Origin of the sequence: Ruegeria halocynthiae, from assembly GCF_000743705.1 — a bacterium.
Lineage (GTDB): Bacteria > Pseudomonadota > Alphaproteobacteria > Rhodobacterales > Rhodobacteraceae > Ruegeria > Ruegeria halocynthiae_B.
In genome coordinates, this window is record NZ_JQEZ01000002.1 from 855,696 (window position 1) to 879,804 (window position 24,109).

Sequence of the window (24,109 nt, forward strand, 5' to 3'; positions counted from 1 at the left end):
CGCCACACAAACGCGATCCGTGACGAAGTGACAGGCGATTCCGCTTGACCTTTGGGCCTGCACTCTGTTGAACCCACCGGGTGTGTTTCACTGCTTAAGGTGGCTGTCCCAGATGGACGATCAGAATAAGAATCTCATCCTCGCAACCGTGCTCAGCTTTATCGTGATCCTCGCTTGGTTCGTGCTGTTCCCTCCGCCGGAACAGGCAACTGCGCCCATTGAGTCCGAGATTGCAGCCGTAGAAGGCAATGAGGTTCAGACGCCCAGCGCCTCAGGCGCCGGCACTGTTGGCGAAGCGACCGCCGCCGCCGAAGAGACCCTGCCCGAGGCGCAAGCCCCGCGGGTCGAAATCGACACCCCCCGCCTGAAAGGCAGCCTGTCACTGTCGGGTGGCCGCATCGACGAACTGTTCCTGAAGGACTATAAGGTCTCCATCGCCGAGGGCGCGCCGATTGTCGAGCTGCTGTCCCCGGTCGGATCGGACTCGGCTTATTACGCGCTGTATGGCTGGGCCCCCGGTGCGGGCGTTGCCGGTGCCGATGTGCCAGGCCCAAACACCCTGTGGACCGTTGAAGATGGTGAAACGCTGAGTGTCGATACCCCGATCACCCTGAAATGGGAGAACGACAAGGGTCTGACCTTCCGCCGCATGATCTCGGTCGATGAAAACTATATGTTCACGGTTACCCAATCGGTCGAAAACAACTCGGCCGCTGAGGTCGGCATGGCCCCTTATGGCATCCTGGCCCGCCACGGCATCGGCGAGGATGGCGACCTGCCCGACTTGAAGAACTTTTTCATCCTGCACGAAGGTGTGATCGGCATGGCCGATGGCACGCTTGCGGAAATCGACTATGGCGATGTTCGCGATTTTGACATTGACCCGAACGAGCGCGCTCAGGCCGAGGTGTATCAGGTCAAAGAAGACGGCTGGATCGGTTTCACCGACCATTTTTGGATGACGACGCTGATCCCCGAACCCGGGACCGCGTTCAAGGCCGCCGCGAAGTATGACGCGCGCCGTAAAATCTATCAGACCGAAACGGTTCTGCCGACTTTGACTGTTGCCCCTGGTGCAACCGAAGAGGTCACCACCCAGTTGTTTGCCGGTGCCAAGGAATGGGAAACCATCCGCGAGTATCAGGCGGAAGGCGTGCAGAAATTCATCGACAGCATCGACTGGGGCTGGTTCTTTTTCCTAACCAAGCCGATCTTCTGGCTGCTGCACAACCTCAACGCGCTGATCGGTAACATGGGTTGGTCGATTATCGGCCTGACGCTGATCATCAAGGCAATCCTGTTCCCGCTGGCCTATAAATCCTACGTCTCGATGGCGAAGATGAAGGAACTCCAGCCGCAGATGGAGGCCTTGAAAGAGGCCGCCGGAGACGACCGTCAGAAGATGCAGCAAGGCATGATGGAGTTGTACAAGAAGGAAAAGGTGAACCCCGCCGCGGGTTGTCTGCCGATCCTGATGCAGATCCCGATCTTCTTCTCGCTGTATAAGGTGATCTTCGTCACCATCGAACTGCGTCAGGCCCCCTGGTTCGGCCCGTTCCAGGACCTCAGCGCACCCGATCCGACCTCGATCATGAACCTGTTTGGCCTGTTGCCATTTGCCGGGCCGCAGCCGGATACAATCATGGCGCTGGTCTTTATCGGCATCCTGCCGCTGTTGCTGGGTATTTCGATGTGGCTGCAGCAAAAGCTGAACCCGGCGCCCACCGATGCGACGCAGGCGATGATCTTTGCCTGGATGCCATGGGTGTTCATGTTCATGCTGGGCAGCTTTGCCAGCGGACTGGTGGTATACTGGATCGCGAACAACACGATCACCTTCACGCAGCAATACCTGATCATGCGCAGCCAAGGCTACAAACCGGACGTTTTCGGCAATATCAAATCCGGCTTCAAACGCACACCAAAGACGGATGACAAATGACGGCCGAAGTAACCCACCTCTGGCGGCACCCGATCAAAAGCCATGGTCGTGAGGCCGTTCAAACCGTTACCGTGAACCCCGGGCAGACCATGCCCGGGGATCGCGTTTGGGCAGTTGCGCATGAGGCGTCCAAGGCGGATGGGTCCGAATGGGTATCCTGCGCCAATTTCAGCCGGGGGGCGAAGGCACCACAGCTGATGGCGATTTCGGCCCAGACGATGGGCGAGACGCTGACGCTGTCCCATCCGGACCGCCCAGACCTCAGCTTTGATCCCGACGCGGAACAACAAAGGTTTCTGGACTGGGTCAAACCGCTGATGCCAGCGAATCGCGCCGCGTCGGCCCGGATCATTCGGGTTCCGGGGCGGGGCATGACCGACAGTGATTTCCCGTCGATCAGCTTGTGCAACATGGCGTCTCATCGTGCCGTGGAACAAAAGCTGGATCAGGACCTGTCGATCAACCGCTGGCGCGGCAATATCTGGTTCGATGGCTTGCCCCTGTGGGAAGAATTTGACTGGCTCAACCGTGAGGTTCAAATCGGCGAGGCAGTGTTTCACGTCCGCGAACGCATCCGGCGCTGTCTGGCAACAACCGCCAACCCGGACACAGGTGTTCGCGATGCCGACACGTTGGGCGCTCTGAAAAGCTGGGATCATCAGGATTTCGGTGTCTATGCCGAGGTGATCCGGGGCGGTGCGATCTCGGTCGGTGACAAGGTACACGTGCTATGAACACCCTTCCCTTTCCATTGGCCGAAAACCCCGATGAATTCGCGATGGAGCGCGGGCGCAAGCTGTTTGCGGGCCAGTCCGAGTTTGTCAAAGGCGTCGTTGCGATGGACGGCCTGCCCGCCCCCGACCGGCTTGAGGTCTGCTTTGCCGGCCGCTCGAACGTTGGGAAATCCAGTCTGATCAATGCGCTGACCGGCACCAAAGGTCTGGCGCGCGCATCGAACACCCCGGGCCGCACGCAAGAAATCAACTTTTTCACCCAAGGGCCAGAGTTGTATTTGGTTGACCTGCCCGGCTATGGCTATGCCAACGCGCCGGTCAAGATTGTGGAAAAATGGCAGCGGTTGTTGAAGAAATATCTGAGCGGCCGCCAGACCCTGCGCCGGGCTTTTGTTCTGATCGATTCCCGCCATGGGGTGAAACCGGTCGATGCCGAGATCATGAAGCTGCTGGACACCAGCGCCGTGACCTTTCAGTGCGTGATGACCAAGGCAGACAAGGTCAAGGCGAACGAGCGTGCAAAGGTTCTGGATCAGGTGCGCGGTGCCTTGTCGAAACACCCGGCAGCTTTCCCTGAAATCGTGCTGACCTCGTCCGAGAAGGGCGACGGCATTCCTTCGCTACGGTCGATTATCGCGAATCTGGAATGATCCTGGCGGCCCGTTTCTTCACGCTGTTGACTGCACTGGCGCTGTTGGCGACTGCAGCCATCCCGCAAGGGTGGATGCCAGCGATGGGCGACGACGGCAAGGTGTTGCTGGTGCTGTGCACAGGCGAAGGCGCGGTCGAGCAATGGGTTGATCTGGACCCGGCTGACCCCGTGCACGACGATACCGATCAGCGCATCATGTGCCCCTTCGCAGGTCTGACAGCGGATGCCGAATTGCCTGCGGTTGGATTGATTGTGCCGTTTGACGCTTCGATCCAGCCGCGCTGGACCCACCGTGATTTCACCCATCGCAGTGCCGGGTTTCATGCCCGTTACGACGCACGGGGGCCGCCTCACTTCTCCTGATTCAATTCGACACTGTTTGAACCTGCGCAAGAATTGCGCGGACCAATTCCGAATCCGGAGATTGTTATGGCGTTTGATAGCCAAATCGCGGGGACCTCCCCAGCGCAGAACACTGCTGCGCAAAAATTCTACTTCGCTGCCTGGCGGTGGCATTTCTATGCGGGGATCTTCGTCATCCCGTTTCTTGTCATATTGGCCACGACCGGGTTGATGATGATGTTCATCACCCAGTTCGATGGTCGCGACGGCGAAAAAATACCCGTCGCCGTGCAGGGCATGGCACTATCTGTGTCGCAGCAGGCCGCGGTTGCACTGACCGAAGTACCGGGAACTGTCGCCGAATGGATCGGCCCCAAAACCCCCGATCTGGCGACTGTATTTCGCATCAAAACCGAGGAGGGTCAGCGCCTTGTGGCCGTCGACCCCTACGCCGGTGACGTTCTGCAGGTCTGGGATCGCCGCGCAGGTTGGTACGATCTGGCCGACAACATCCATTCGACACTGATGATCGGCACGACCGGCGACCGCATCCTCGAAATCGCCGCCGGGCTTGGCCTGCTGTTGGTGTTCACCGGCCTGTACATGTGGTGGCCGCGCGGCAATGCCATGGCCGCTTTGGTGCCCAACTTGCGCGCGCGCGGCCGCGCCCTGTGGAAGTCGCTGCATGCTGTGGTCGGGTTCTGGATATCGCTGCTATTGGTGGCCTTTCTGATATCGGGCCTGTCCTGGGCCGGTGTCTGGGGCGGCATGTTCGTTCAGCCCTGGAGCAGCTTCCCGGCTGAGAAATGGGACAACGTGCCCCTTTCGGACGACACCCATGCCAGCATGAACCACGGGCATCAGAACGACGTCCCATGGGCGCTGGAGCAGACCCCGATGCCTGCCTCAGGCTCAGCCGCCGGAATTGCGGGAGTACCGCAGGGCACTTCGGTGGATATTGACGCGCTTGTGGCCTTGGGAGCCGCTCTGGATATGACCGGACGTTTCCGCGTGGCCTATCCCGGCACCGACACTGGTGTCTGGACCCTGAACCGCGACAGCATGAGCAGCGACTCGACCGATCCGGTGAATGACCGCACCGTGCATGTGGATCAGTTTACCGGCAAGATATTGGCAGATATCCGGTACGCAGATTACTCGCTGATGGGTAAATCCATGGCCATTGGCATTCCGTTTCACATGGGTCTGATGGGCACGTGGAATTTCATCCTGAACCTGGCGTTCTGCCTTTCGGTCATCTTTGTCTGCGTTTCGGGTGTTGTGATGTGGATTAAGCGGCGACCGCAGGGGGCAGGTCGGCTGGCCGCGCCGCCAATGCCTGCGGAACTGCCGCTGTGGAAGGGGGCGGTCCTGATTGGCCTGTTCACCGCGATGGCCTTTCCGCTGGTCGGTATCACGCTGTTGATTGTGCTGGCTTTCGACCTGCTGCTGGTCAGCAACATACCGGCAATGAAACGCGTCATGAGCTGACGGTTTAGGGCCGCATCGCGCAGGTGCGGCCCTGAACAGGCAGATGTTTCCGCTATCCGGTCTTGGCAGCACCTGTTAAAGGCCCTAACACGGGGTCCCAGAGGGACAGCAGCCATGAAGACAAGAGATATGAACCGGGACTGGATCGCCACCGCCGCCACCTTGAACAGCGCACTGCCGTATCTGCAACGCTATGACGACGCTATTGTCGTCATCAAGCTGGGCGGGCACGCCATGGGCAGTGACGAAGCGATGGAGAGCTTTGCCCGCGATGTCGTCCTGATGCGTCAGGTGGGTGTGAACCCGGTGGTCGTGCATGGCGGCGGGCCGATGATCAACGCAATGCTGGATCAGTTGGATATCCAGTCGGAATTCGTGAACGGCAAGCGTGTGACCGACAAGGCCACCGTCGAAGTGGTCGAGATGGTGCTGGCTGGCTTGGTAAACAAGCGTATCGTTCAGGCCATCAACGGACAGGGCGGTACAGCCGTGGGGCTGTCGGGCAAGGATGCCAACCTGATGACCTGCGATCAGACCGATGCCTCGCTGGGGTTTGTCGGATCACCGGCCGAGATGAACCCGAAAATCCTGCACGACCTGTTTTCGCATGACGTGATCCCGGTGATTGCCCCGCTGGGCGCAGGCCGGAACGGTGAGACCTTTAACGTCAATGGCGATACCGCTGCGGGGGCGATTGCCTCGGCGCTCAAGGCCGACCGCCTGTTGCTGCTGACCGATGTATCGGGCGTCAAGAACGCCGCCGGGGATGTGGTGACTGAACTGAAGGCCGGTCAGATCCGCGAGATGACGCTGGACGGCACAATTGCAGGCGGCATGATCCCCAAGACCGAAACCGCGTTGGACGCGCTGCACAGCGGGGTGCGCGCGGTTGTCATTCTGGACGGGCGCGCACCGAATGCCGTATTGTTGGAACTGTTCACCGAACATGGTGCCGGCTCGATAATCCGGCCCGACTGACAACCCTTGCGGAGGAGACATGACGGCACCGCCCCCACCCTCCTCTGACGCAGTGTCCCAACCTTACGACCGTGTTGAACGGGCGGCACAAGACGCCGGGCTGATTGTCATGGGCGCGCTTCATCCGCGTGTGACCGGGGCCAAACAATTGCACGGCGGCACCCTGATCCTGCTGGGCGCGGGCCGGAATTTTTGGACCACGCTGAAAGCCGCGCCGGAATGGTCCGACGACCACCCGGTGGATCGGTGGTCAACGCGCGTGATCGGGCAAATGGCGCATGATCTGGGGGCTGAGGCGCATTTTCCCTTTGGCGGCCCGCCCTATGCGCCCTTTATCGACTGGGCGCTGAAATCCGGCCGTACCTTCAGCAGCCCGGTGGGCGCGCTGGTCCATGATACGGTTGGTATGATGATCTCATTTCGCGGCGCGCTGCACTTTCCCCAGGAATTCACCATTCCCAAGGGCACCGGCACCTCGCCCTGCACCACCTGCCCTGCCCCTTGCACCAATACCTGCCCGGTGGGCGCGCTGAACAGTCAAAGCTTTTATGACGTCGACGCCTGCCACGGCCACTTGTCCACCACCGAGGGGCAAACCTGTTTGACCGGCGGTTGCCTCGCACGGCTGTCCTGCCCCCTCAGCGATGGCGCCGGGCGCGACCCGGAGCAATCCGCCCATCACATGAAGGCGTTTCATCCGTCATGACCCGCACCCTGATCCTGACCCGCCACGCGAAATCCAGCTGGAATGGCATATCCGTCAGCGATCACGACCGCCCGTTGAACAAACGTGGGCGAAAGTCGGCCCCGGCAATTGCCGGATGGCTGCGTGAAAACGGCTGGTTGCCGGATGAGGTGCTAAGCTCGACCTCGGCCCGGACGCGCGAGACCTGGGACCGGATGGGGCTGCAGGCCGACAAGGTCTGTTTTCACCGCACGCTCTATCACGCTGAGTCCGAGGACATGTTGATCAAATTGTCCGGTGCCACGGAACCAACTGTGCTGTTGCTGGGGCACAACCCCGGCATTGCGACCTTTGCCAGCCGCATTGTCCGGCAAGCACCCGATCACGTGCGATTTCAGGATTATCCGACCTGCGCAACCACGGTGATCCGCTTCGATTTCGACAACTGGGCCGATATCAAATGGCACAGTGGCGATGTTCAGGGTTTCACAATTCCGCGCGAATTGCCGGAATGAAAAAAGGCGGGGCAAAACCCCGCCTTTTCATCAATTTCACTGGGTTTAATGTCCCAGAATCTGGCTGAGGAACAGTTTGGTCCGCTCACTTTGCGGGTTGTTGAAGAACTCTTCGGGTTCGTTCTGCTCCACGATCTGACCGGCATCCATAAAGATCACGCGGTTGGCGACCTGACGGGCAAAGCCCATCTCGTGCGTTACGCACAGCATGGTCATGCCTTCCTCGGCCAGCTCGATCATAGTGTCGAGCACCTCCTTGATCATCTCGGGGTCCAGCGCCGATGTCGGTTCATCGAACAACATGATCCGCGGCATCATGCAGAGCGAACGGGCGATTGCCACACGCTGCTGCTGACCACCCGAAAGCTGACCGGGGTATTTATCGGCCTGTTCGGGGATCTTCACCTTTTCCAGAAAGTGCATCGCACGCTCTTCAGCCTCTTTCTTGGGCGTCTTGCGCACCCAGATCGGGGCCAGCGTGCAGTTCTCCAGAATGGTCAGATGCGGGAACAGGTTGAAGTGCTGGAACACCATCCCGACCTCGGACCGGATCTTGTCGATGTTTTTCAGGTCATTCGACAGCTCGGTTCCGTCCACAACGATCCTGCCCTGCTGGTGTTCTTCCAGCGCGTTCAGGCAGCGGATCAAAGTAGATTTACCCGACCCCGACGGCCCCGCGATAACAATTCGCTCGCCTTGATTGACGGTCAGATTGATGTCGCGCAGCACGTGGAAGGCCCCATACCACTTGTTCATGTTCGAGATTTCGATGGCGACCTCGTCGCTCACCTGCATCTTGGAGCGGTCGATTTGACGGTCAATTGCAAGTTCAGACATGTGTTGAACTCCTTAATGATGGCCAGTCTGAAGCTTGCGCTCCAGATACATGGAATAGCGGGACATGGAGAAGCAGACGACGAAGAACAGCGCCGCGATGAACGCGAACAGTTCCCAGTAGATGCCGTTCCAGGCGGTGTCGGCGCGGATGGCGGATGCCAGCCCGATCACGTCGAACAGCCCGATGATCGACACCAGTGTCGTATCCTTGAAAATCCCGATGAACGTGCTCACGATGCCCGGAATTGAGATTTTCAGGGCCTGCGGCATGATGATCAGCCGTTGGGCTTGCCAGTAGTTCAGGCCCAAACTGTCGGCCCCTTCATACTGACCCCGTGGCAAGGCAGCCAAACCACCCCGGATCACCTCGGCCATATAGGCGGCCGAGAACAGGGTCATCATGATCATCACCCGCAGGATGATGTCAAAGTTGGTGTTTGGCGGCAAGAACAGGTTCAGCAGCAGTGAAGCCACGAACAACAGTGTGATCAGAGGCACGCCGCGAATGAACTCGATAAAGCCCACGCACAGATATTTGACGACCAGCAGATCAGACTGACGACCCAGCGCCAGGACGACGCCAATCGGCAGGGATACCCCGATGGCCACAACCCCCAGCAAGATCGCCAGCATGAAGCCACCGAACTGACGGCTTTGCACTGCTTCGATACCGATGGGCAGGACAGAATCCATGGCACCGGTAAAATAGCTGGAAAGCACCAGCCACCAGATCACCGCCGCAACAGCCGCGCTGATCATTCCGATCAACTCGCTCAGTTGCTTGCTGAGAACCGAGTAAACGCCCCAGCCGATGACAAAACCCAAAGCGGCAGAGATCGGCCCCCAGATGGTGCCACCCCACATCAGGAACGGCATCAGAAAGGGGTATGCTGCGGTAAGGATCAGCATTTTTCTCGGTACACGCTCCGAATACAGGACTGGTGCGAGTGCCGCCAACAGCAGAACAAGCGATACAATCGGACGCCAGTACAGATGGCTTGGGTAGAACCCGAACAGCAACTGCAACCAACGATCATTGATCACCGCCCAACAGGCGTGGCCATGGGTGGACCCCCAGGTTTCCAACATAATCTCGCGGCATTCTTTCAGCGAGTTGGCATTCCAGACCGACTGAAATATCCACGGCAAGATGCCTGACAGAACATAGTAGATCGCATAGAGCGAAACCAACGTCAGGACCGTATTGAACCAACCTGAGAACAGATTGTGCCTGACCCAGCCGATAAGGCCCACTTCGGACGCTGGCGGGGCTTGTTCCGGCAACATCTCTGTGCGGACAAATGAAACATCACTCATATTACCGCTCCACCAGTTTTACGCGATTGTTGTACCAGTTCATCACCGCCGAAATGCTCAGCGAGATGGCCAGGTAGACCAGCATCAGCAGCAGAACGCATTCCAGCTCGCGGCCGGTCTGGTTCATGGTGATGCCACCCAGCGTACCCGTGATATCCATATACCCCACCGCAATCGCCAGGGACGAGTTCTTGGTCAGGTTCAGATAGTTCGAGATCATCGGAGGGATAATCACCCGCAATGCTTGCGGCAGGATCACAAGGCGCATGATCCGGCCTTGACGCAGACCCAAAGCAGCGGCGGCCTCGGTCTGGCCTTTCGAGATGGCCAGAATACCCGCCCGCACAATTTCTGCGATGAACGCGGCCGTATAAAGCGACAAGGCCATCCAAAGCGCAATCAACGAGTTGCGCATATGCGTGCCACCTTTGAAGTTAAAGCCCTTCAATTCGGGGTAGCCAAGATACAAACCCAGTGCCGTCATCAGAATGATCATCGGAACGAACAGGATGCCCAACTGGATGTGCCAGATTTTCGGACGGTCGCCGGTCGACTCTTGTTTGGCAGCGGCCCAGGCAGACACTTTGCGCATCGTAAAGATGCTGCCGCCAAGAACGATCAAAAACGCGATCAGGTCCAGCGAGATATCAAACCGCAAGCTCGACGTGCCAAAGATATGAATATCGCCCAGACTGCGCGAGAACAGGAATTCCGGGATGTAGACACCGCGATTGGTGACTGCCACGGAATTGAACAAATCCATCGAAGCCGTGGGATTTTCACCCCTGAATGCATTGGGTGCCGGTAAGCCTTCAATCAGGATGGCCATTGCCAAGACGATCCAAAGCAGAACAGGCACGTTGCGGAACATCTCGACGTAAACCGTCATGATCCGCGCGATCAGCCAGTTGTTGGACAGACGCAGAACGCCAACCATAACGCCGACAATCGTGGCCGTGATACAGCCCAGAACAGCCACAACTAGCGTATTCAGCAGCCCGATAAAGGCCGCACGCAGATGGCTGTCGCGTGAGTCGTATTCCAACAGGCGCTGGTTGATATCGTAGCTGGCCGGTTCCCCGAAAAACCCGAATTCAACCGGTTTGCCCAGAGCCTCGAGGTTCTGAATGGTGTTTGAAATGATCCAGGCTGCCAGAAGCATGAAACCGATCAATGCGATGACTTGAATGGTCGCAGATCGGTACCGCGTGTCGTAAAGGAGCATGGACAGCCGGAACTGCTCCTTCGGCGGGTCAGTTAGAGTCGTCATGACCTATGTAAATCCCCGTGCATCCCGTTTTTTTGTCGGCAGAGTTGACCTCTGCTCAGATCTATCCGGGCGTGTTTCTTATTAATGGAAAAAGGGCGCGGGTTGCCCCGCGCCCTTTTCCGTGGATTTTAGCGGAACGGCGGCGAGTACATCAGGCCGCCATCGGTCCACTGTGCGTTCAGGCCGCGTGCCAGACCGATCGGAGTTTCCTCACCGATGTTCTTGGCAAACACTTCGCCGTAGTTACCACCGGCTTTGATCGCCCGCAGACCCCACTGGGCGTCAAGGCCCAGCATCTCGCCCAGGGTGCCTTCGGTACCCAGCAGGCGGTTGACTTCGGGGTTGTCGGTCGCGCCCGCGCTCAGCTCATCAATGTTCGCCGAGGTCACGCCCAGCTCTTCAGCTGAAACCAGTGCGTTCAGAGTCCAGCGGACAACGTCGCCCCACTCGTGATCGCCATGACGGACCAGCGGGCCCAGCGGCTCTTTCGAGATGATTTCGGGCAGCAGAACGTGGTCACCGGGGTTTTCGAACGTGGCGCGGGTAGCGGCCAGGCCCGATGCGTCGGTGGTGTAAACGTCACATGCGCCAGCCAGATACTGCTGCTGTGCTTCAGCGTTGGTTTCGATCGGAACCGGCTCATAGCTGATGTTGTTCGAGCGGAAGAAATCCGCCAGGTTCAGCTCGGTGGTGGTGCCGGTCTGGATGCAGACGGTCGCGCCGTCCAGTTCCTTGGCCGAGCTGACGCCCAGTGCCTTGGGAACCATGAAACCCTGACCATCATAATAGTTGACGCCTACGAATTCGAACTTCAGGTCGACATCGCGGCTGAAGGTCCAGGTCGTGTTACGGGCCAGCATGTCGATCTCGCCGGATGCCAACGCGGTAAAGCGTGTTTTACCGGTGGTCGGAACAAATTCGACTGCGCTTGCGTCGCCCAGAACGGCTGCGGCAACCGCACGGCAAACTGCCACGTCAAACCCTTGCCACTCGCCGTTCGCGTCAGGCGCGGCAAAGCCAACCAGACCGGTGGTCACACCGCAGTTCAGCTTACCGCGCGCCTTGACGTCGTCCACGGTTCCCGCCATGGCTGCGCCTGCGGCCAGGCCGGCAACTGTGGCCGCGCCCAAGATTACGGATTTTTTCATTTTTACCTCTTCCTGATTTTCCGTCCCATTCAGGGACGGTTCTATCCGGCACCTGTGGCACCAGAAAGGTTTCCCCAAAGGTGTCTCCCCTTTAGTGGGCTTGAGTTTGGTCGCATTCATAAACAAACGTCAAGGGTCGGATCAGGGAAAACGATGGTTCAATCGGAAGATGGCTGTGACAAGGGTGGAAATTCAGAGATCTAGGATCAAAGCGATATATCAAAGAACCGTTTGGCGTGTAAAAAGGCGGCCTTTTTGACTTCGGCCGCTTTGTGCGCCTCGTCGTCGTGGCCCCATTGTTCGACCTGCCAGATTTCATCAAGTCTGGATATCTGCCAGATTTCATCGGCTTTGCGCCAGTTTTCGGCCGCCGCAAATCCCAGGATCAAAGACCCCGAAAGGCTCACAAGATCGTGAAACGCGGCAAGTTGGAAGTCGTTGAAATCGTGAACGCGTTTGGTCAGCGATCTCAGCGAAGTTTCAGATTGGGGATGATGCAATACGCCGATCACCGGTACCAATCGGGCCGAAAGCGTGGTTGCGGCCCATTCCAACGCCGGATCCCATTGCTCGGCCTGTCGCTGTTGCAACTCTTGCGGGTGAGCCGCCCGGTAACACAGCAAGTCCGAATCGCCATAAGCCGCCAACATATCCGCAACCTCGGCGTGTTGCTGGCGGACCTTGTCGATGGCGGCATTTGCCGAACGGGTGAACGGCATCACGGTCGGGTCGACCTCTTTTTCCTGCGCGTCCCATTCTGCGGCGACCTCATCGGCCAGGACACGGGTGGGCAGGATCAGGGCGTCCTTGGCCGGGGTTTTCACCCGGCGGCCATCCAGTTCGACGGTGTATCCACCTTGGGTTTCGACCACCGTACTCTCGGTCCAAAATCGCTTTGGCTTCCAGTCGCTCATGTCTTCAGGTCCAGATGTCGTCCAGCGCGGGTGGCAGCTGGTCAAAGGTTTCAATAATGCACGCCGCCCCATCCAGCGCGGACCGGTCATGATAGCCCCACGCCACGCCGATACCCGCAACCCCGGCGGCTTTGGCCATGTCCATGTCGAACCGGGTGTCCCCGATCATGACCGTCGCCGCAGCAGTCACGCCGGTTTCCGCCCGCGCGGTGTCGATCATCGACGGATGCGGTTTCGACGGGTGGTGGTCCGCGACCTGCCTTGTGACGAAAAAGCGTTCCAGCTCATGCGCCTCGATCAGCGCATCCAGACCGCGTTGAGATTTTCCGGTGGCAACGCCCAGAAGTATCTCGGGCACAGAATGAAGTGCTTCGATGGCGGCCCTGGCGCCTGGATAAAGCGGCGAACTGGCCGCCCCCTGCTCTAGCCGCTGCGCATGGTAGGCTTGCTTGTATCCTTCAACCAGCCGGTGCTGATCCGCATCTGAATTTTGCGGCGCAAGCTGCGCCATCGCGTTGGGCAGGGACAGGCCCACGATCGACAGGATCGCCGCACGATCCGGCACCGGCTGGGACAAGGCTTCGAAACTGGCGGTCATCGCCGCGACGATGCTGCCCTGACTGTCGACCAGGGTTCCATCCACATCGAACAGCACCAGACGCAGGGGTGCGCTCATTGCAGGGCCTCGAACGGGTCATCCGCAGCCAGATCCTCGGTCCAGCCAAATGTGTCCCAGCTGTCCTTCATGTGGTCCGGCAAGGCGGCGGTTACGGTAATGGGCTTGCGCGTAATCGGATGCTGAAACGAGGCCCGCCGGGCGTGCAGGTGCAGCTTTTTGCTGATGATCCCGCCCAGTTGCGCGCCCCAGCCATCGCCCAGATTCTCTTGCCCGGAACCGCCATATTTGCCGTCACCGATGATCGGATGACCAATCGCGGCCATATGCGCCCGCAGCTGGTGCGTGCGGCCGGTGATCGGCTCCATCGCCACCCACGCAGCCCGCCCTGCCACCCGGTAGAGCGTGGAATAAAGCGAATGCGCCCGCTTGGCACCCGGCGTTTCGTCGATCTCGCTTGGATGCACGGCGATCATCTTTTCGCCCTCACCCTGTTTGCCGTGGCCCGACGCCTTGACCAGACCAGCCTTGATTTCACCCAGATAGGGGGTCGGCACCCCAGCCACCAGCGCCCAGTAAATCTTGCGCGTGTCGCGGTGACGGAACGCCGCTGTCAGCCCTTTGGCCGCCTCGCGCGTGCGGGCCATCAGCAGAACGCCGGATGTATCCTTATCCAACCGGTGCACAAGGCGGGGGTTTTCGTCATAGCCGAACCGCAGCGCTTCGGACAGGCTGTCGACATGGCGGGTCTGACCACTGCCGCCCTGCACCGGCAGGCCTTGGGGTTTGTTCAGCGCCAGCACATGATCGTCACGATAGATCACACAGGACTGGATCATCTTGGTGTCCGCGTCCGAGACACGCCGAACAACCTCGACCGGTCTGTATTCGGCATCCGGCAGCGGCGGCACGCGCACAGTCTGGCCGACCTCAAGCCGGGTCGAGGCCTTAACCCGGCCCCCTTCCACGCGCAGGTCGCCCTTGCGGCACATCTTTTCAATGCGGCCCTGGCTGACATGCGGGAACAGGCGGCGCAGCCAGCGGTCCAGCCGCTGGTCGCCGTCACCCTCTGCCACGGTGATCATCTGTACGCCGCTCATGCCGATATCTCCTGCGTCGCGCAGGTATTCCGCGCGGTAGCCATGTCTGTAAGTGCCCTAGAAAACATGCGCGTCTGTGGCGTGCCGCAACGCAAGAGTCAAGCCGGGACAGGCCCACCCATCATCCTAGCCGTTCCTCTGCGCCCGCAGATTGGCGAAATAATCCAGCCGCTTTTTCAACTCGCGCTCGAACCCACGTTCGACCGGCTGATAAAGCGCGGGCCGGTCCATGCTGTCGGGAAAGTAATTCTGGCCGGAAAACCCATCGTCGGCATCGTGATCATAGGCATAGCCCGCGCCGTACCCCTGATCCTTCATCAACGCGGTCGGCGCGTTCAGAATATGCTTGGGCGGCGGTTCGCTGCCCGATTGTTTGGCCAACCGCATCGCCGCCTTGTAACCCACATAAGCGCCGTTCGATTTGGGGGCCAAAGCCAGATAGACCAGCGCCTGCGCCAGCGCCAGCTCACCCTCGGGCGAACCCAGCCGTTCGTATGTCTCCCACGCGTGCAGGCAGATGGATTGGGCCTGTGGATCGGCCAATCCGATATCTTCGACCGCCATGCGCGTGATCCGCCGCGCCAAATAGCGGGGGTCCTCGCCCCCTGTCAGCATCCGCGCAAACCAGTACAGCGCCGCATCCGGGTCGGAACCACGCACCGATTTATGCAAAGCCGAGATCAGGTTGTAATGCTCATCCCCCGATTTGTCATATTTCGCAGCCCGGCGCATCAGGCGTGTCGACAGCGCGTCAGTATCCAGCGGGGCATCAACCCGCCAAGCGGCAATCTGTTCGATCAGGTTCAAAAGCGCCCGCCCATCGCCATCTGCCATTTCCTGCAGCGCCTCACGGGCAGATGCGGTCAGCGGCAAGGCGCGGTCCAATTCCTTTTCCGCGCGCTGGGTCAGACGTTCCAGATCGCCAAGGTCCAGCCGCTCCAGCACCAGTACTTGCGCCCGGCTAAGTACAGCTGCGTTCAACTCAAATGAAGGGTTCTCGGTCGTGGCCCCAACCAGCAGGATCGTCCCGTCCTCCATATGCGGCAGGAACCCGTCTTGCTGCGCCTTGTTGAACCGGTGGATCTCATCCACAAACAGCAGCGTGCCCTGCCCGTTCTGGCGCCGGATTTTCGCAGCCTCGAACACCTTTTTCAGGTCCGGTACGCCGGTGAAAATCGCGCTGATCTGAATGAAATTCAAATCGGTTTCCTGTGCCAAAAGCCGCGCGATGGTGGTTTTTCCCACCCCCGGCGGCCCCCAGAACACAAGGCTGGACAAGCTGCCCGACGCCAGCATCACGCCCAAAGGGGCCTCTGCGCCCAGGACCTGTTCCTGCCCGATCACCTCGGCCAGCGATTGCGGCCGCAGCCGGTCAGCCAGCGGGCGATGCGCGGGCGTTGCGGGCTCGGACGCTTCGGTATTGAACAGATCGCCCACAGGGTTACAGCCTGAACCGAAGCGAGACGGAACGCCCGCCGCGCAGGATATCCAGATTCACCCGACGCCCCGGATCGGTCAGCGCATCCACCACGTCCTGAGGATGCTTGATCTGTTCACCGTTGATGCTGTTGACGACGTCCCCCACACGCAATCCAGACCGGCCGCCGTATGGGCCAGCGTCCACCACAACCACGCCGCTTTGCGACAGGACCAGCCCCATCCGCACAATCACCGCCGGATTGATACGCAACACAGTCAGACCCGGCATCACGGTCTGATCGTCCAATGTGGTTTCCTCGGCCGCTGGAGTGTCCGGTGCCTTGACCAGCGCGACCTTGATATCTGCGCTGTCTTCCCCGCGCAGGCGAGTCAAGATCGAGGTGCCGCCGACACCGGCCACCGACATGCGGAATTTCATCTCAGCCGGAGAGTTCACTTCATCCCCGTCGACATGTGTTATCACATCACCCACGCCCAAACCGGCCTCGGCCAGCGGGCTAAGCGGATGGAGGTCGGAAATCACGACACCCATTGGGATCACCAAACCCAACGACTCGGCGATATCGGCGCTCATGTGCTGGCCTGCCATTCCGGCCCAGGGGCTGACAAAGCTGTTGTTACCCTCCTGCGCTTGGCGCAGGAATTCGGCCACCAGATTGGCCGGGATTGCAAAGCCGATGCCATTGGACCCACCCGAACGGGTCAGGATCGAAGTGTTGATCCCGATCAGGTCGCCATTCACGTCAATCAGCGCCCCGCCGGAATTGCCCGGGTTGATCGCCGCATCGGTCTGAATGAAATAGCCACGCGCGTTACCGGTGGCCGTACCAGTCCGCGCAAGACCCGAGATGATACCGGACGACACGGTCTGCCCCACCCCGAACGGGTTGCCGATGGCCAGGGTCAGTTCACCCACCTCGACATGGTCGGAATCGCGCATTTGCAGGAACGGCAGATCTTTGGCCTCTTGCAGCCGCAAAATAGCGATATCGCTTTCCTTGTCGCCCAGAACCACTTGCGCTGAATATTCACGCCGATCTGTGGTCACCACCCGGATTTCCGTGGCCGTACCCACGACGTGATAATTGGACACCACATAGCCATCATCGGACAGGATCACCCCCGACCCCAGTGAGTTTTGCACCCGAGGGCGTGGTTCGGCGAAGCCCCGGCCAAAGAAATCCTGAAAGAACGGGTCAGAAAAGAACGGGTTCGCCCGCCCCTGCCGGACGATCTTGGCGTAAATGTTCACAACAGCCGGGGATGCCTGTTTCACTACCGGGGCAAAGCCAAGGCTGATTTCGGCCTGTGATGTCGGCACTTTGGTTTCAGCGTTTGCTGAAACCGCATGGGTGGCCAGCAACAACGAGCACAGAATTTTCCGCATGATCTATCCGTCGATTAAATCGCCCTTCGGATATGCGAGGCCAGTGACTGGATTGCAAGCATGTTGCGCCATCGCATCTGTTGGGCTGATCGCGCTTACGCGGCTTGAAGCCATCCCAAATGATCAAAAGCAGCCTGCCCGCCATATGTTGCGGCAATAAAAAACCCCCGCGTCCGGGACGCGGGGGCAAAATTCAGAAAGTCAGACTTTCTTATTCTTCGTCTGCGGCCACTTCTTCGGCGGCGACGCGGGCTTTGTCAGCTGCGCCTTTGGCGTCCAGATCACGGTCAACGAATTCGATGATCGCCATCGGAGCCATGTCACCATAGCGGAAGCCAGCTTTCAGGATGCGGACATAACCGCCCTGACGCTCGGCGTAGCGGGGGCCCAGAATTTCGAACAGCTTTGCGACGTCTTTGTCTTCTTTCAGCTGCGATGCGGCCTGACGACGTGCGTGCAGGTCGCCGCGCTTGCCCAGAGTGACCAGCTTTTCGATGATCGGGCGCAGTTCTTTTGCCTTGGGCAGAGTTGTCTTGATCTGCTCATGTTCAATGAGCGAGCCAGCCATGTTTGCAAACAGAGCCTTGCGGTGCTCATGTGTACGGTTCAGGCGGCGGTAACCACGTGCGTGACGCATTTTCTATTTCCTTCTTCAGCGTTTTGCTTTGTCTGGCCGGCGATGCGTGTCACCGGCTCTCCTTGGGGCGGAAGCGCCCATTTTGTCCCCGGAAACCCGGGCATTGGGGAAGACGCGCTTAAAACGCGTCTTCGAATTTCTTCGCCAGATCTTCGATGTTGTCGGGCGGCCAGTCCTCGACATCCATGCCAAGGTGCAGACCCATGCCGGACAGCACTTCCTTGATCTCGTTCAGCGACTTGCGGCCAAAGTTCGGGGTGCGCAGCATCTCGGCTTCGGTCTTCTGGATCAGGTCGCCGATGTAAACGATGTTGTCGTTCTTCAGGCAGTTTGCCGAACGCACCGACAGTTCCAGCTCGTCGACTTTCTTCAGCAGCAGCGGGTTGAACTCCAGACCATCGTCTTCGTCCTGACGACCAGCCGATTCCGGCTCGTCAAAGTTGACGAAGATCGACAGCTGATCCTGCAGGATACGTGCGGCAAAGGCCAACGAATCCTCGGGGGTGATCGACCCGTCGGTTTCGATCTTCAGGGTCAGCTTGTCATAGTCCAGAACTTGACCTTCACGGGTCGGCTGAACGTCATAGGCAACCTTTTTGACCGGCGAATAGATCGCGTCGATCGGGATCAGGCCAATGGGCGCATCTTCCGGCTTGTTCTTTTCAGCCGAGACGTAACCCTTGCCGGTGTTGACGGTCAGTTCCATGAACAGGTCGGCACCATCATCCAGGTGGCAGATGACGTGATCGCGGTTCAGAACCTCGATACCGGCGCTTTCGCTGATGTCGCCTGCGGTGACAACAGCGGGGCCCTTGGCATTGATCGACAGGCGCTTGGGCCCTTCGACTTCCATGCGCAGGGCAACCTGCTTGAGGTTCAGGATGATGTCGGTGACGTCTTCACGTACGCCCGCCACACTCGAGAACTCGTGCAGAACGTTGTCGATCTGAACGCTGGTGATGGCCGCGCCTTGCAGCGAGCTCATCAGGACGCGGCGCAGCGCGTTGCCCAGGGTCAGACCAAAGCCACGCTCCAGCGGTTCAGCGACCAGAGTCGCCTGACGCGCAGGATCGTTGCCCGGCTTGCCTTCCAGCTGGGTCGGCTTGATCAATTCAGCCCAATTTTTGTGGATCATGTAATCCCTCCATTCCTGTCCGCGCCCCATGACCAACAAGGTGCAGACGCCCGAGGTTCAAAATGACGTGCTGGGGCCGTGCGAAAACGCGGGCCCCAGCTCAATTCTAAATCGCTTAGACGCGGCGGCGCTTCGGCGGGCGGCAACCGTTGTGAGCAATCGGCGTCACGTCGCGGATCGACGTGATGTTGAAGCCCACTGCAGCCAGCGCGCGCAGAGCCGATTCACGACCCGAACCAGGGCCCTGAACTTCGACTTCGAGCGTTTTGACGCCGTGATCCTGTGCCTTTTTGCCTGCATCTTCAGCAGCCATCTGAGCGGCATAGGGAGTCGATTTACGCGACCCTTTGAACCCCATGGTCCCAGCCGACGACCATGCAATGGCGTTGCCTTGCACGTCCGAGATCAGGATCTTGGTGTTGTTGAAGGTCGAATTCACATGGGCGACGCCCGATGCGATATTCTTGCGCTCTTTTTTCTTGGTACGAGTCTTTTCGCGTGCCATCAGTCAGACCCCCCTTATTTCTTCTTGCCGGCAATGGCCTTTGCGGGGCCTTTGCGGGTACGAGCATTGGTGTGAGTACGCTGGCCGCGAACGGGCAGGTTACGACGATGGCGCAGGCCGCGATAGCAACCCAGGTCCATCAGGCGCTTGACGTTCATCTGAACTTCACGACGCAAGTCACCTTCGACGGTGAAGTTGGCGTCGATGTGCTCGCGGATGGCCAGAACTTCGGCGTCCGACAGTTCATTGACGCGACGGGTCGCATCGATGCCCACGGCTTCGCAGATTGCCTGCGCCGAGGTGTTGCCGATACCGGTGATATATGTGAGGGCGATTGGAACCCGCTTTGCAGTCGGGATGTTTACGCCGGCAATACGTGCCACGTGTCACTTTCCTTTTTTGTTGCGGTTCCGTAGCTCCGGAACCTTTTTTCACAACACTTGATCTTGGCAGTGACGCCAGAGGATCCAGCATTATTCGAGGTGGTCGGGGCGCTTGGGACGAATCCCTCACGCGATCTTGATTCCCTTTAGGGATGGGGGTCGATATGGGCTTTTTTGCTTGGCGTCAAGCCCATATCAATCCAGCCAGCAAACCTTCTCTCTGACATACTGATCGAAGATGAAATGCTTGCTGGTTTGGTCACGGCAGAAATCAACATGGGTGTCCAGCGTCGCTAAACCAACCGCGCTGATCCCGCCCAGAAAAATGCCGGTTACCAAGCCCAGTATCAATCCAATCACGAACCATCGTGATTTCTCATTGTATGCTTTCCAGACCACTGGAAATCGAACGCTCAACCCAGAACGGCCTCGATCGACGCCGTGACCTCTTTGATATCCGCCAGACCGTTCACCGGGCGCAGGTCGCCTTTGGCATAGTAATAGCCAATCAGCGGCGAGGTCTTTTTGTAGTATTCCATCAGGCGCGTGCGCAGGCTGTCTTCGTTGTCGTCGGCGCGGCGGGTGAACTCTTTCTGCTCACCGCAATTGGTGCAGCGGCCATCGGCAGGGATCGGTTTGGTGTGGTCGTTATAAACCTCGCCGCAACCCGAACAGGTTGACCGCGCAGTGATCCGGTCGACCAGTGCGTCGTCGTCCACGCGCATCTCGATCACGGTGTGCAGGGACTGGCCCAGCTTGCTCAGCAGCGCCGCCAGCGCGTCGGCCTGTGCCAGCGTCCGCGGGAAGCCGTCAAAGATGAAACCTGCACCTTTTTCGGTGGTCAGCTTCTCTTCGATCAGACCGATCACAATCTCATCGGTGACCAGTTGGCCCTTGGCCATTACTTCGGCCACGCGGTTGCCCATTTCGGTGCCGCTGTTCTTGGCTTCGCGCAACATGTCGCCGGTGCTCAGTTGCACCATGCCGCGTGTCTCGACCAGGTGACGCGCTTGCGTCCCTTTACCTGCCCCCGGGGGGCCAAGAAGAATGATATTCATCGACGAGCGGGTCCCTTCCTGCCGCGTTTCTTACCTTTGCCGCGCAGTTGGGACTTTTCGATCAGCCCTTCGTATTGATGCGCCAGCAGGTGGCTCTGAACCTGTTGGATCGTGTCCATGGTCACAGAGACGATAATCAGAACCGAGGTGCCGCCGAAATAGAACGGGATGGCAAACTGGCCTCTGAGAATCTCGGGCAACAGACAGACCGCCGCCAGATAAGCCGCACCCAGAACCAGCACGCGGTTGACCACGTATTCCAGGTATTCGGCGGTTTTCTTGCCCGGACGGATACCGGGAACAAATCCGTTTTGCTTTTTCAGGTTGTCCGCCACATCATCCGGTTTGAACGAAACGTTGAACGTATAGAAATAAGCAAAGAACACGATCATCGAGGCAAAGAACAACAGGTACAGCGGTTGACCGGGGCCAAAGTTGGCCAGCAGCCACGACATCACTGGCCCATTGGTCGCACCCGCCGAGAAGGTCGAGATCGTGACGGGCAACAGCAGCAAGGAGCTTGCAAAGATCGCCGGGATAACGCCCGCTGGGTTCACTTTGACCGGCAGGTGGCTAGAGCCGCCCTCATAGATCTTCATACCGGCCTGACGGCGCGGATATTGAATGTGGATCTTGCGCAAGGCTCGTTCCATGAACACCACAAAGGTAATCACTGCGATAACCATCACAATCACACCAACGATCACGGCCGGGCTGATCGCGCCGCTGCGTCCGCTTGCAAGGAATTGCGCCAGCGCAGCCGGAACCTCGGCGATGATGCCGACGAAGATGATCAGAGAGATACCATTGCCGATGCCGCGTGCAGTGATCTGTTCACCCAGCCACATCAGGAACATGGTGCCGCCAACCAGTGTGATCATGGTCGACAGGCGGAAGAACAAGCCCGGATCGGTGGCCAGATCACCCGATTCCAACGACACGGCCAGACCATAGGCCTGAACGGTGGCCAGCGCCACGGTGCCGAAACGGGTGTATTGGTTGATCTTCTTGCGGCCCTGCTCGCCCTCTTTCTTGAGCTGTTCGAGCGCGGGAACCATTGATGTCAGCAGCTGCACGATGATCGAGGCCGAGATATAGGGCATGATGCCGAGGGCAAAGATACCCATCCGCCCCAGCGCCCCGCCAGTAAACATCGAAACCATGCCGCCGATGCCCTGCCCCGCCTGTTCCATGAACTCGCGCAGGGCTGTACCGTCGATCCCCGGCACCGGAATAAAGGTGCCCAAGCGATAGACGATCAGCAAACCCAGCGTGAACAGGATGCGGTTGCGCAGATCGGTGGCTTTGCCAAGGGCAGACCAGCTTGTGTTGGCTGCCATTTGTTCTGCTGCTGATACCATAAATCGGTCTCTCTTATGAAAACACCGCCCGGAACCGTTTTCCGGCTCGGGCGGCGTCTGGGAAAACTCTGGGGTCTATGTAAGCGGGTCTTCGCCCGCTCACAAGCGCTTACTCTGCCGCAGCAGCTTTTGTGACCGTCAGTGAACCGCCCGCTTTTTCGACTGCCTCAACAGCAGCTTTCGAAGCACCGGTTACTTCCAGGTTCACCTTGGCGCTGATTTCGCCTTTGGCCAGAACGCGGATACCGTCCAGCTTGCGGCGGACCAGACCGGATGCAACCAGCGCATCCTCGGTGATGGCCGCCTTGGCGTCCAGCTTGCCGGCGTCGACAAATTTCTGGATCAGGCCCAGGTTGATAACAGAAAATTCCTTGCGGTTCGGCTTGTTGAAGCCACGCTTTGGCAGGCGCTGGTACAGCGGCATCTGGCCGCCTTCGTAGCCATTGATGGCCACACCCGAACGGGATTTCTGGCCTTTGATACCACGGCCACCCATCTTACCTTTGCCAGAACCGGGACCACGGCCAACGCGGGTGCGTTGCTTGGTGGCGCCTGGGTTGTCGTGCAATTCATTCAGTTTCATTTCGCTTCTCCTTCGCCGGAAATGACCCCGAAGCGTGGTGGGTCAGACACGGCATTTCTTGGTTTTGATTCTCGCGGACATACGTCCACCGGAGGCGTATAGGCCCGTTGCCCTCACTTGGCAAGCCCGTGGCGTCACCCGTCGTCTTGGGGCGCTTCTTCCTTAATCTGAGCGTTGGGAAGGATGGGCGCAGCGTGCGGGTCGATACCGTGTTTTTCCGCCAGCTTTCCAACCAGACTGTCAGGATGCGGAACGCCATCGAATCTGTTTCGGATAAAGGCGCGCATCCGACGCCCATAGAAATGGATCGACATGGTGTTTTCGGTAAGGAATTGCTCTGCATTTCCAGATGCTCTGGCCATATGTCTGCGAGCTTTATAGCTTACGGGATACAAAACATCCTGCGGTTGAGAAAACCGGGCTTCATTGTTTTGCAACAACAGCCATGTAAGCGCACGCGGCCCCCAGACACCCCAAGGCATGTCACTTGCGTGCTTTCGGTTTCCGGCCATTGCGTCGCGGATGAGCGTGTTACGGATTTTGGCAGGAAACCAATGCGGAATACGGTAAGGATCGTTCGTATAGTCGATCAGGTCGAACAAAGTCGGACTGTCTTTAGGTAACGCAAGAACACCACCATTGATTTCGTGCGGTGCCAGCCAGCCGTGGAGATGCCCGTTCTCCGTCGTAAACGGTTTGACGCAATACGCGTCCGTGTCTGCCCAGATAATGTCCTGTTCCTGAGCCAGCATCTGCACCCGAAACTTATCAGAGTGTAAGGCTGGGCTGCCTGTGCGGTTGTGAAGAATTATCTCATCTTCTGGCAGAACGTCGCGCGCATCGCACAGTTCAACCCCGTCAGGTACATTTGCCACTGGGCCGTATGTATAGAGACGAACGTGCTGACCGACATCCAGGAAAGACTTGATGCAAAGCTGCTCCAGAAAGGTCAGCGATCCATCTATCCACAACATGCCAATCTGATATTCTCGCACGTGATTTTTCCCTTTCTGTCCGCTTACCAGCAACCGGAAACTACTGCCCCCTTCACTTGACCGATTACGACCGTGTCTTCAACA

26 protein-coding genes are annotated in these 24,109 nt (G+C 58.8%); 8 read left to right on the plus strand and 18 right to left on the minus strand.

What is annotated here, in order from left to right; all coding sequences use genetic code 11:
- Window positions 1-112: 112 nt before the first annotated feature.
- The 8 genes from yidC to JT51_RS10700 all read left to right on the plus strand — a co-directional run bounded on the left by yidC (window position 113) and on the right by JT51_RS10700 (window position 7,339).
- Window positions 113-1,942: a membrane protein insertase YidC gene (yidC, locus tag JT51_RS10665; RefSeq protein ID WP_037311649.1), complete on the plus strand. Its 1,830-nt coding sequence runs from the start codon at window positions 113-115 to the stop codon at window positions 1,940-1,942.
- Window positions 1,939-2,676, plus strand: a complete 738-nt coding sequence (locus JT51_RS10670) for an MOSC domain-containing protein (RefSeq protein ID WP_037311651.1) — start codon at window positions 1,939-1,941, stop codon at window positions 2,674-2,676. The genes yidC and JT51_RS10670 overlap by 4 nt, the downstream gene beginning before the upstream one ends.
- Entirely contained in the window at window positions 2,673-3,326 is a 654-nt protein-coding gene (gene yihA, locus JT51_RS10675) for a ribosome biogenesis GTP-binding protein YihA/YsxC (RefSeq protein WP_037311653.1), read from the plus strand. The genes JT51_RS10670 and yihA overlap by 4 nt, the downstream gene beginning before the upstream one ends.
- Entirely contained in the window at window positions 3,323-3,691 is a 369-nt protein-coding gene (locus JT51_RS10680; RefSeq protein ID WP_152563327.1) for a DUF2946 domain-containing protein, read from the plus strand. The genes yihA and JT51_RS10680 overlap by 4 nt, the downstream gene beginning before the upstream one ends.
- Before the next feature lie 66 nt (window positions 3,692-3,757).
- Window positions 3,758-5,161, plus strand: a complete 1,404-nt coding sequence (locus tag JT51_RS10685) for a PepSY-associated TM helix domain-containing protein (protein WP_051927486.1) — start codon at window positions 3,758-3,760, stop codon at window positions 5,159-5,161.
- A gap of 114 nt (window positions 5,162-5,275) precedes the next feature.
- The gene (argB, locus tag JT51_RS10690) at window positions 5,276-6,139 is read left to right on the plus strand and encodes an acetylglutamate kinase (protein ID WP_037311660.1); all 864 of its coding nucleotides are present in this window, start codon (window positions 5,276-5,278) and stop codon (window positions 6,137-6,139) included.
- Between the two features lie 19 nt (window positions 6,140-6,158).
- Window positions 6,159-6,845 (plus strand): hypothetical protein, encoded by a 687-nt coding sequence (locus JT51_RS10695; RefSeq protein ID WP_051927487.1) that lies wholly within the window; start codon window positions 6,159-6,161, stop codon window positions 6,843-6,845.
- Entirely contained in the window at window positions 6,842-7,339 is a 498-nt protein-coding gene (locus tag JT51_RS10700; protein ID WP_037311667.1) for a SixA phosphatase family protein, read from the plus strand. Before JT51_RS10695 ends, JT51_RS10700 begins: the two co-directional genes overlap by 4 nt.
- 45 nt (window positions 7,340-7,384) lie before the next feature.
- On the opposite strand, the gene JT51_RS10705 is transcribed toward JT51_RS10700, so the two are convergent.
- From JT51_RS10705 to JT51_RS10790, 18 genes are all read right to left on the minus strand, one after another.
- On the minus strand, window positions 7,385-8,176 hold the full coding sequence (locus JT51_RS10705; RefSeq protein ID WP_037311669.1) for an amino acid ABC transporter ATP-binding protein: 792 nt from the start codon (window positions 8,174-8,176) through the stop codon (window positions 7,385-7,387).
- A gap of 12 nt (window positions 8,177-8,188) precedes the next feature.
- Window positions 8,189-9,493, minus strand: coding sequence for an amino acid ABC transporter permease (locus tag JT51_RS10710; RefSeq protein ID WP_037311671.1), 1,305 nt, complete (start codon window positions 9,491-9,493; stop codon window positions 8,189-8,191).
- Between the two features lies 1 nt (window position 9,494).
- Entirely contained in the window at window positions 9,495-10,763 is a 1,269-nt protein-coding gene (locus JT51_RS10715) for an amino acid ABC transporter permease (RefSeq protein WP_037311677.1), read from the minus strand.
- Window positions 10,764-10,891: 128 nt separating this feature from the next.
- Window positions 10,892-11,911, minus strand: coding sequence for an amino acid ABC transporter substrate-binding protein (locus JT51_RS10720; protein ID WP_037311680.1), 1,020 nt, complete (start codon window positions 11,909-11,911; stop codon window positions 10,892-10,894).
- A gap of 206 nt (window positions 11,912-12,117) precedes the next feature.
- A complete protein-coding gene (locus tag JT51_RS10725; RefSeq protein WP_037311683.1) occupies window positions 12,118-12,825 on the minus strand; it encodes an ATP12 family chaperone protein in 708 nt (235 codons plus the stop codon).
- 4 nt (window positions 12,826-12,829) lie between these two features.
- Window positions 12,830-13,501: an HAD-IA family hydrolase gene (locus JT51_RS10730; RefSeq protein ID WP_037311684.1), complete on the minus strand. Its 672-nt coding sequence runs from the start codon at window positions 13,499-13,501 to the stop codon at window positions 12,830-12,832.
- On the minus strand, window positions 13,498-14,541 hold the full coding sequence (locus JT51_RS10735; protein ID WP_037311685.1) for an RluA family pseudouridine synthase: 1,044 nt from the start codon (window positions 14,539-14,541) through the stop codon (window positions 13,498-13,500). Before JT51_RS10735 ends, JT51_RS10730 begins: the two co-directional genes overlap by 4 nt.
- 126 nt (window positions 14,542-14,667) lie before the next feature.
- Window positions 14,668-15,978, minus strand: coding sequence for a replication-associated recombination protein A (locus tag JT51_RS10740; RefSeq protein ID WP_037311689.1), 1,311 nt, complete (start codon window positions 15,976-15,978; stop codon window positions 14,668-14,670).
- 4 nt (window positions 15,979-15,982) lie between these two features.
- Entirely contained in the window at window positions 15,983-17,371 is a 1,389-nt protein-coding gene (locus tag JT51_RS10745) for a trypsin-like peptidase domain-containing protein (protein WP_037311692.1), read from the minus strand.
- A 208-nt stretch (window positions 17,372-17,579) separates the two neighbouring features.
- Window positions 17,580-18,005, minus strand: a complete 426-nt coding sequence (gene rplQ / locus JT51_RS10750; protein ID WP_037311695.1) for a 50S ribosomal protein L17 — start codon at window positions 18,003-18,005, stop codon at window positions 17,580-17,582.
- A 118-nt stretch (window positions 18,006-18,123) separates the two neighbouring features.
- On the minus strand, window positions 18,124-19,140 hold the full coding sequence (locus JT51_RS10755; protein ID WP_037312171.1) for a DNA-directed RNA polymerase subunit alpha: 1,017 nt from the start codon (window positions 19,138-19,140) through the stop codon (window positions 18,124-18,126).
- 115 nt (window positions 19,141-19,255) lie between these two features.
- Window positions 19,256-19,645 carry a 30S ribosomal protein S11 gene (rpsK, locus tag JT51_RS10760; RefSeq protein WP_037311698.1) on the minus strand — a complete coding sequence of 130 codons (390 nt, stop codon included), beginning with the start codon at window positions 19,643-19,645 and terminating at the stop codon, window positions 19,256-19,258.
- A 14-nt stretch (window positions 19,646-19,659) separates the two neighbouring features.
- A complete protein-coding gene (gene rpsM, locus JT51_RS10765) occupies window positions 19,660-20,028 on the minus strand; it encodes a 30S ribosomal protein S13 (RefSeq protein ID WP_037311700.1) in 369 nt (122 codons plus the stop codon).
- A gap of 195 nt (window positions 20,029-20,223) precedes the next feature.
- Window positions 20,224-20,388 carry a hypothetical protein gene (locus tag JT51_RS21975; protein WP_160175178.1) on the minus strand — a complete coding sequence of 55 codons (165 nt, stop codon included), beginning with the start codon at window positions 20,386-20,388 and terminating at the stop codon, window positions 20,224-20,226.
- A gap of 53 nt (window positions 20,389-20,441) precedes the next feature.
- Complete coding sequence (locus tag JT51_RS10775; RefSeq protein WP_037311703.1) at window positions 20,442-21,086, minus strand: adenylate kinase; 645 nt, start codon at window positions 21,084-21,086, stop codon at window positions 20,442-20,444.
- A complete protein-coding gene (secY, locus tag JT51_RS10780) occupies window positions 21,083-22,447 on the minus strand; it encodes a preprotein translocase subunit SecY (protein WP_037311704.1) in 1,365 nt (454 codons plus the stop codon). Before secY ends, JT51_RS10775 begins: the two co-directional genes overlap by 4 nt.
- A 109-nt stretch (window positions 22,448-22,556) precedes the next feature.
- The gene (rplO, locus tag JT51_RS10785) at window positions 22,557-23,030 is read right to left on the minus strand and encodes a 50S ribosomal protein L15 (RefSeq protein WP_037311706.1); all 474 of its coding nucleotides are present in this window, start codon (window positions 23,028-23,030) and stop codon (window positions 22,557-22,559) included.
- A gap of 134 nt (window positions 23,031-23,164) precedes the next feature.
- The gene (locus JT51_RS10790; protein ID WP_235216152.1) at window positions 23,165-24,058 is read right to left on the minus strand and encodes a hypothetical protein; all 894 of its coding nucleotides are present in this window, start codon (window positions 24,056-24,058) and stop codon (window positions 23,165-23,167) included.
- Between the last annotated feature and the right edge of the window lie 51 nt (window positions 24,059-24,109).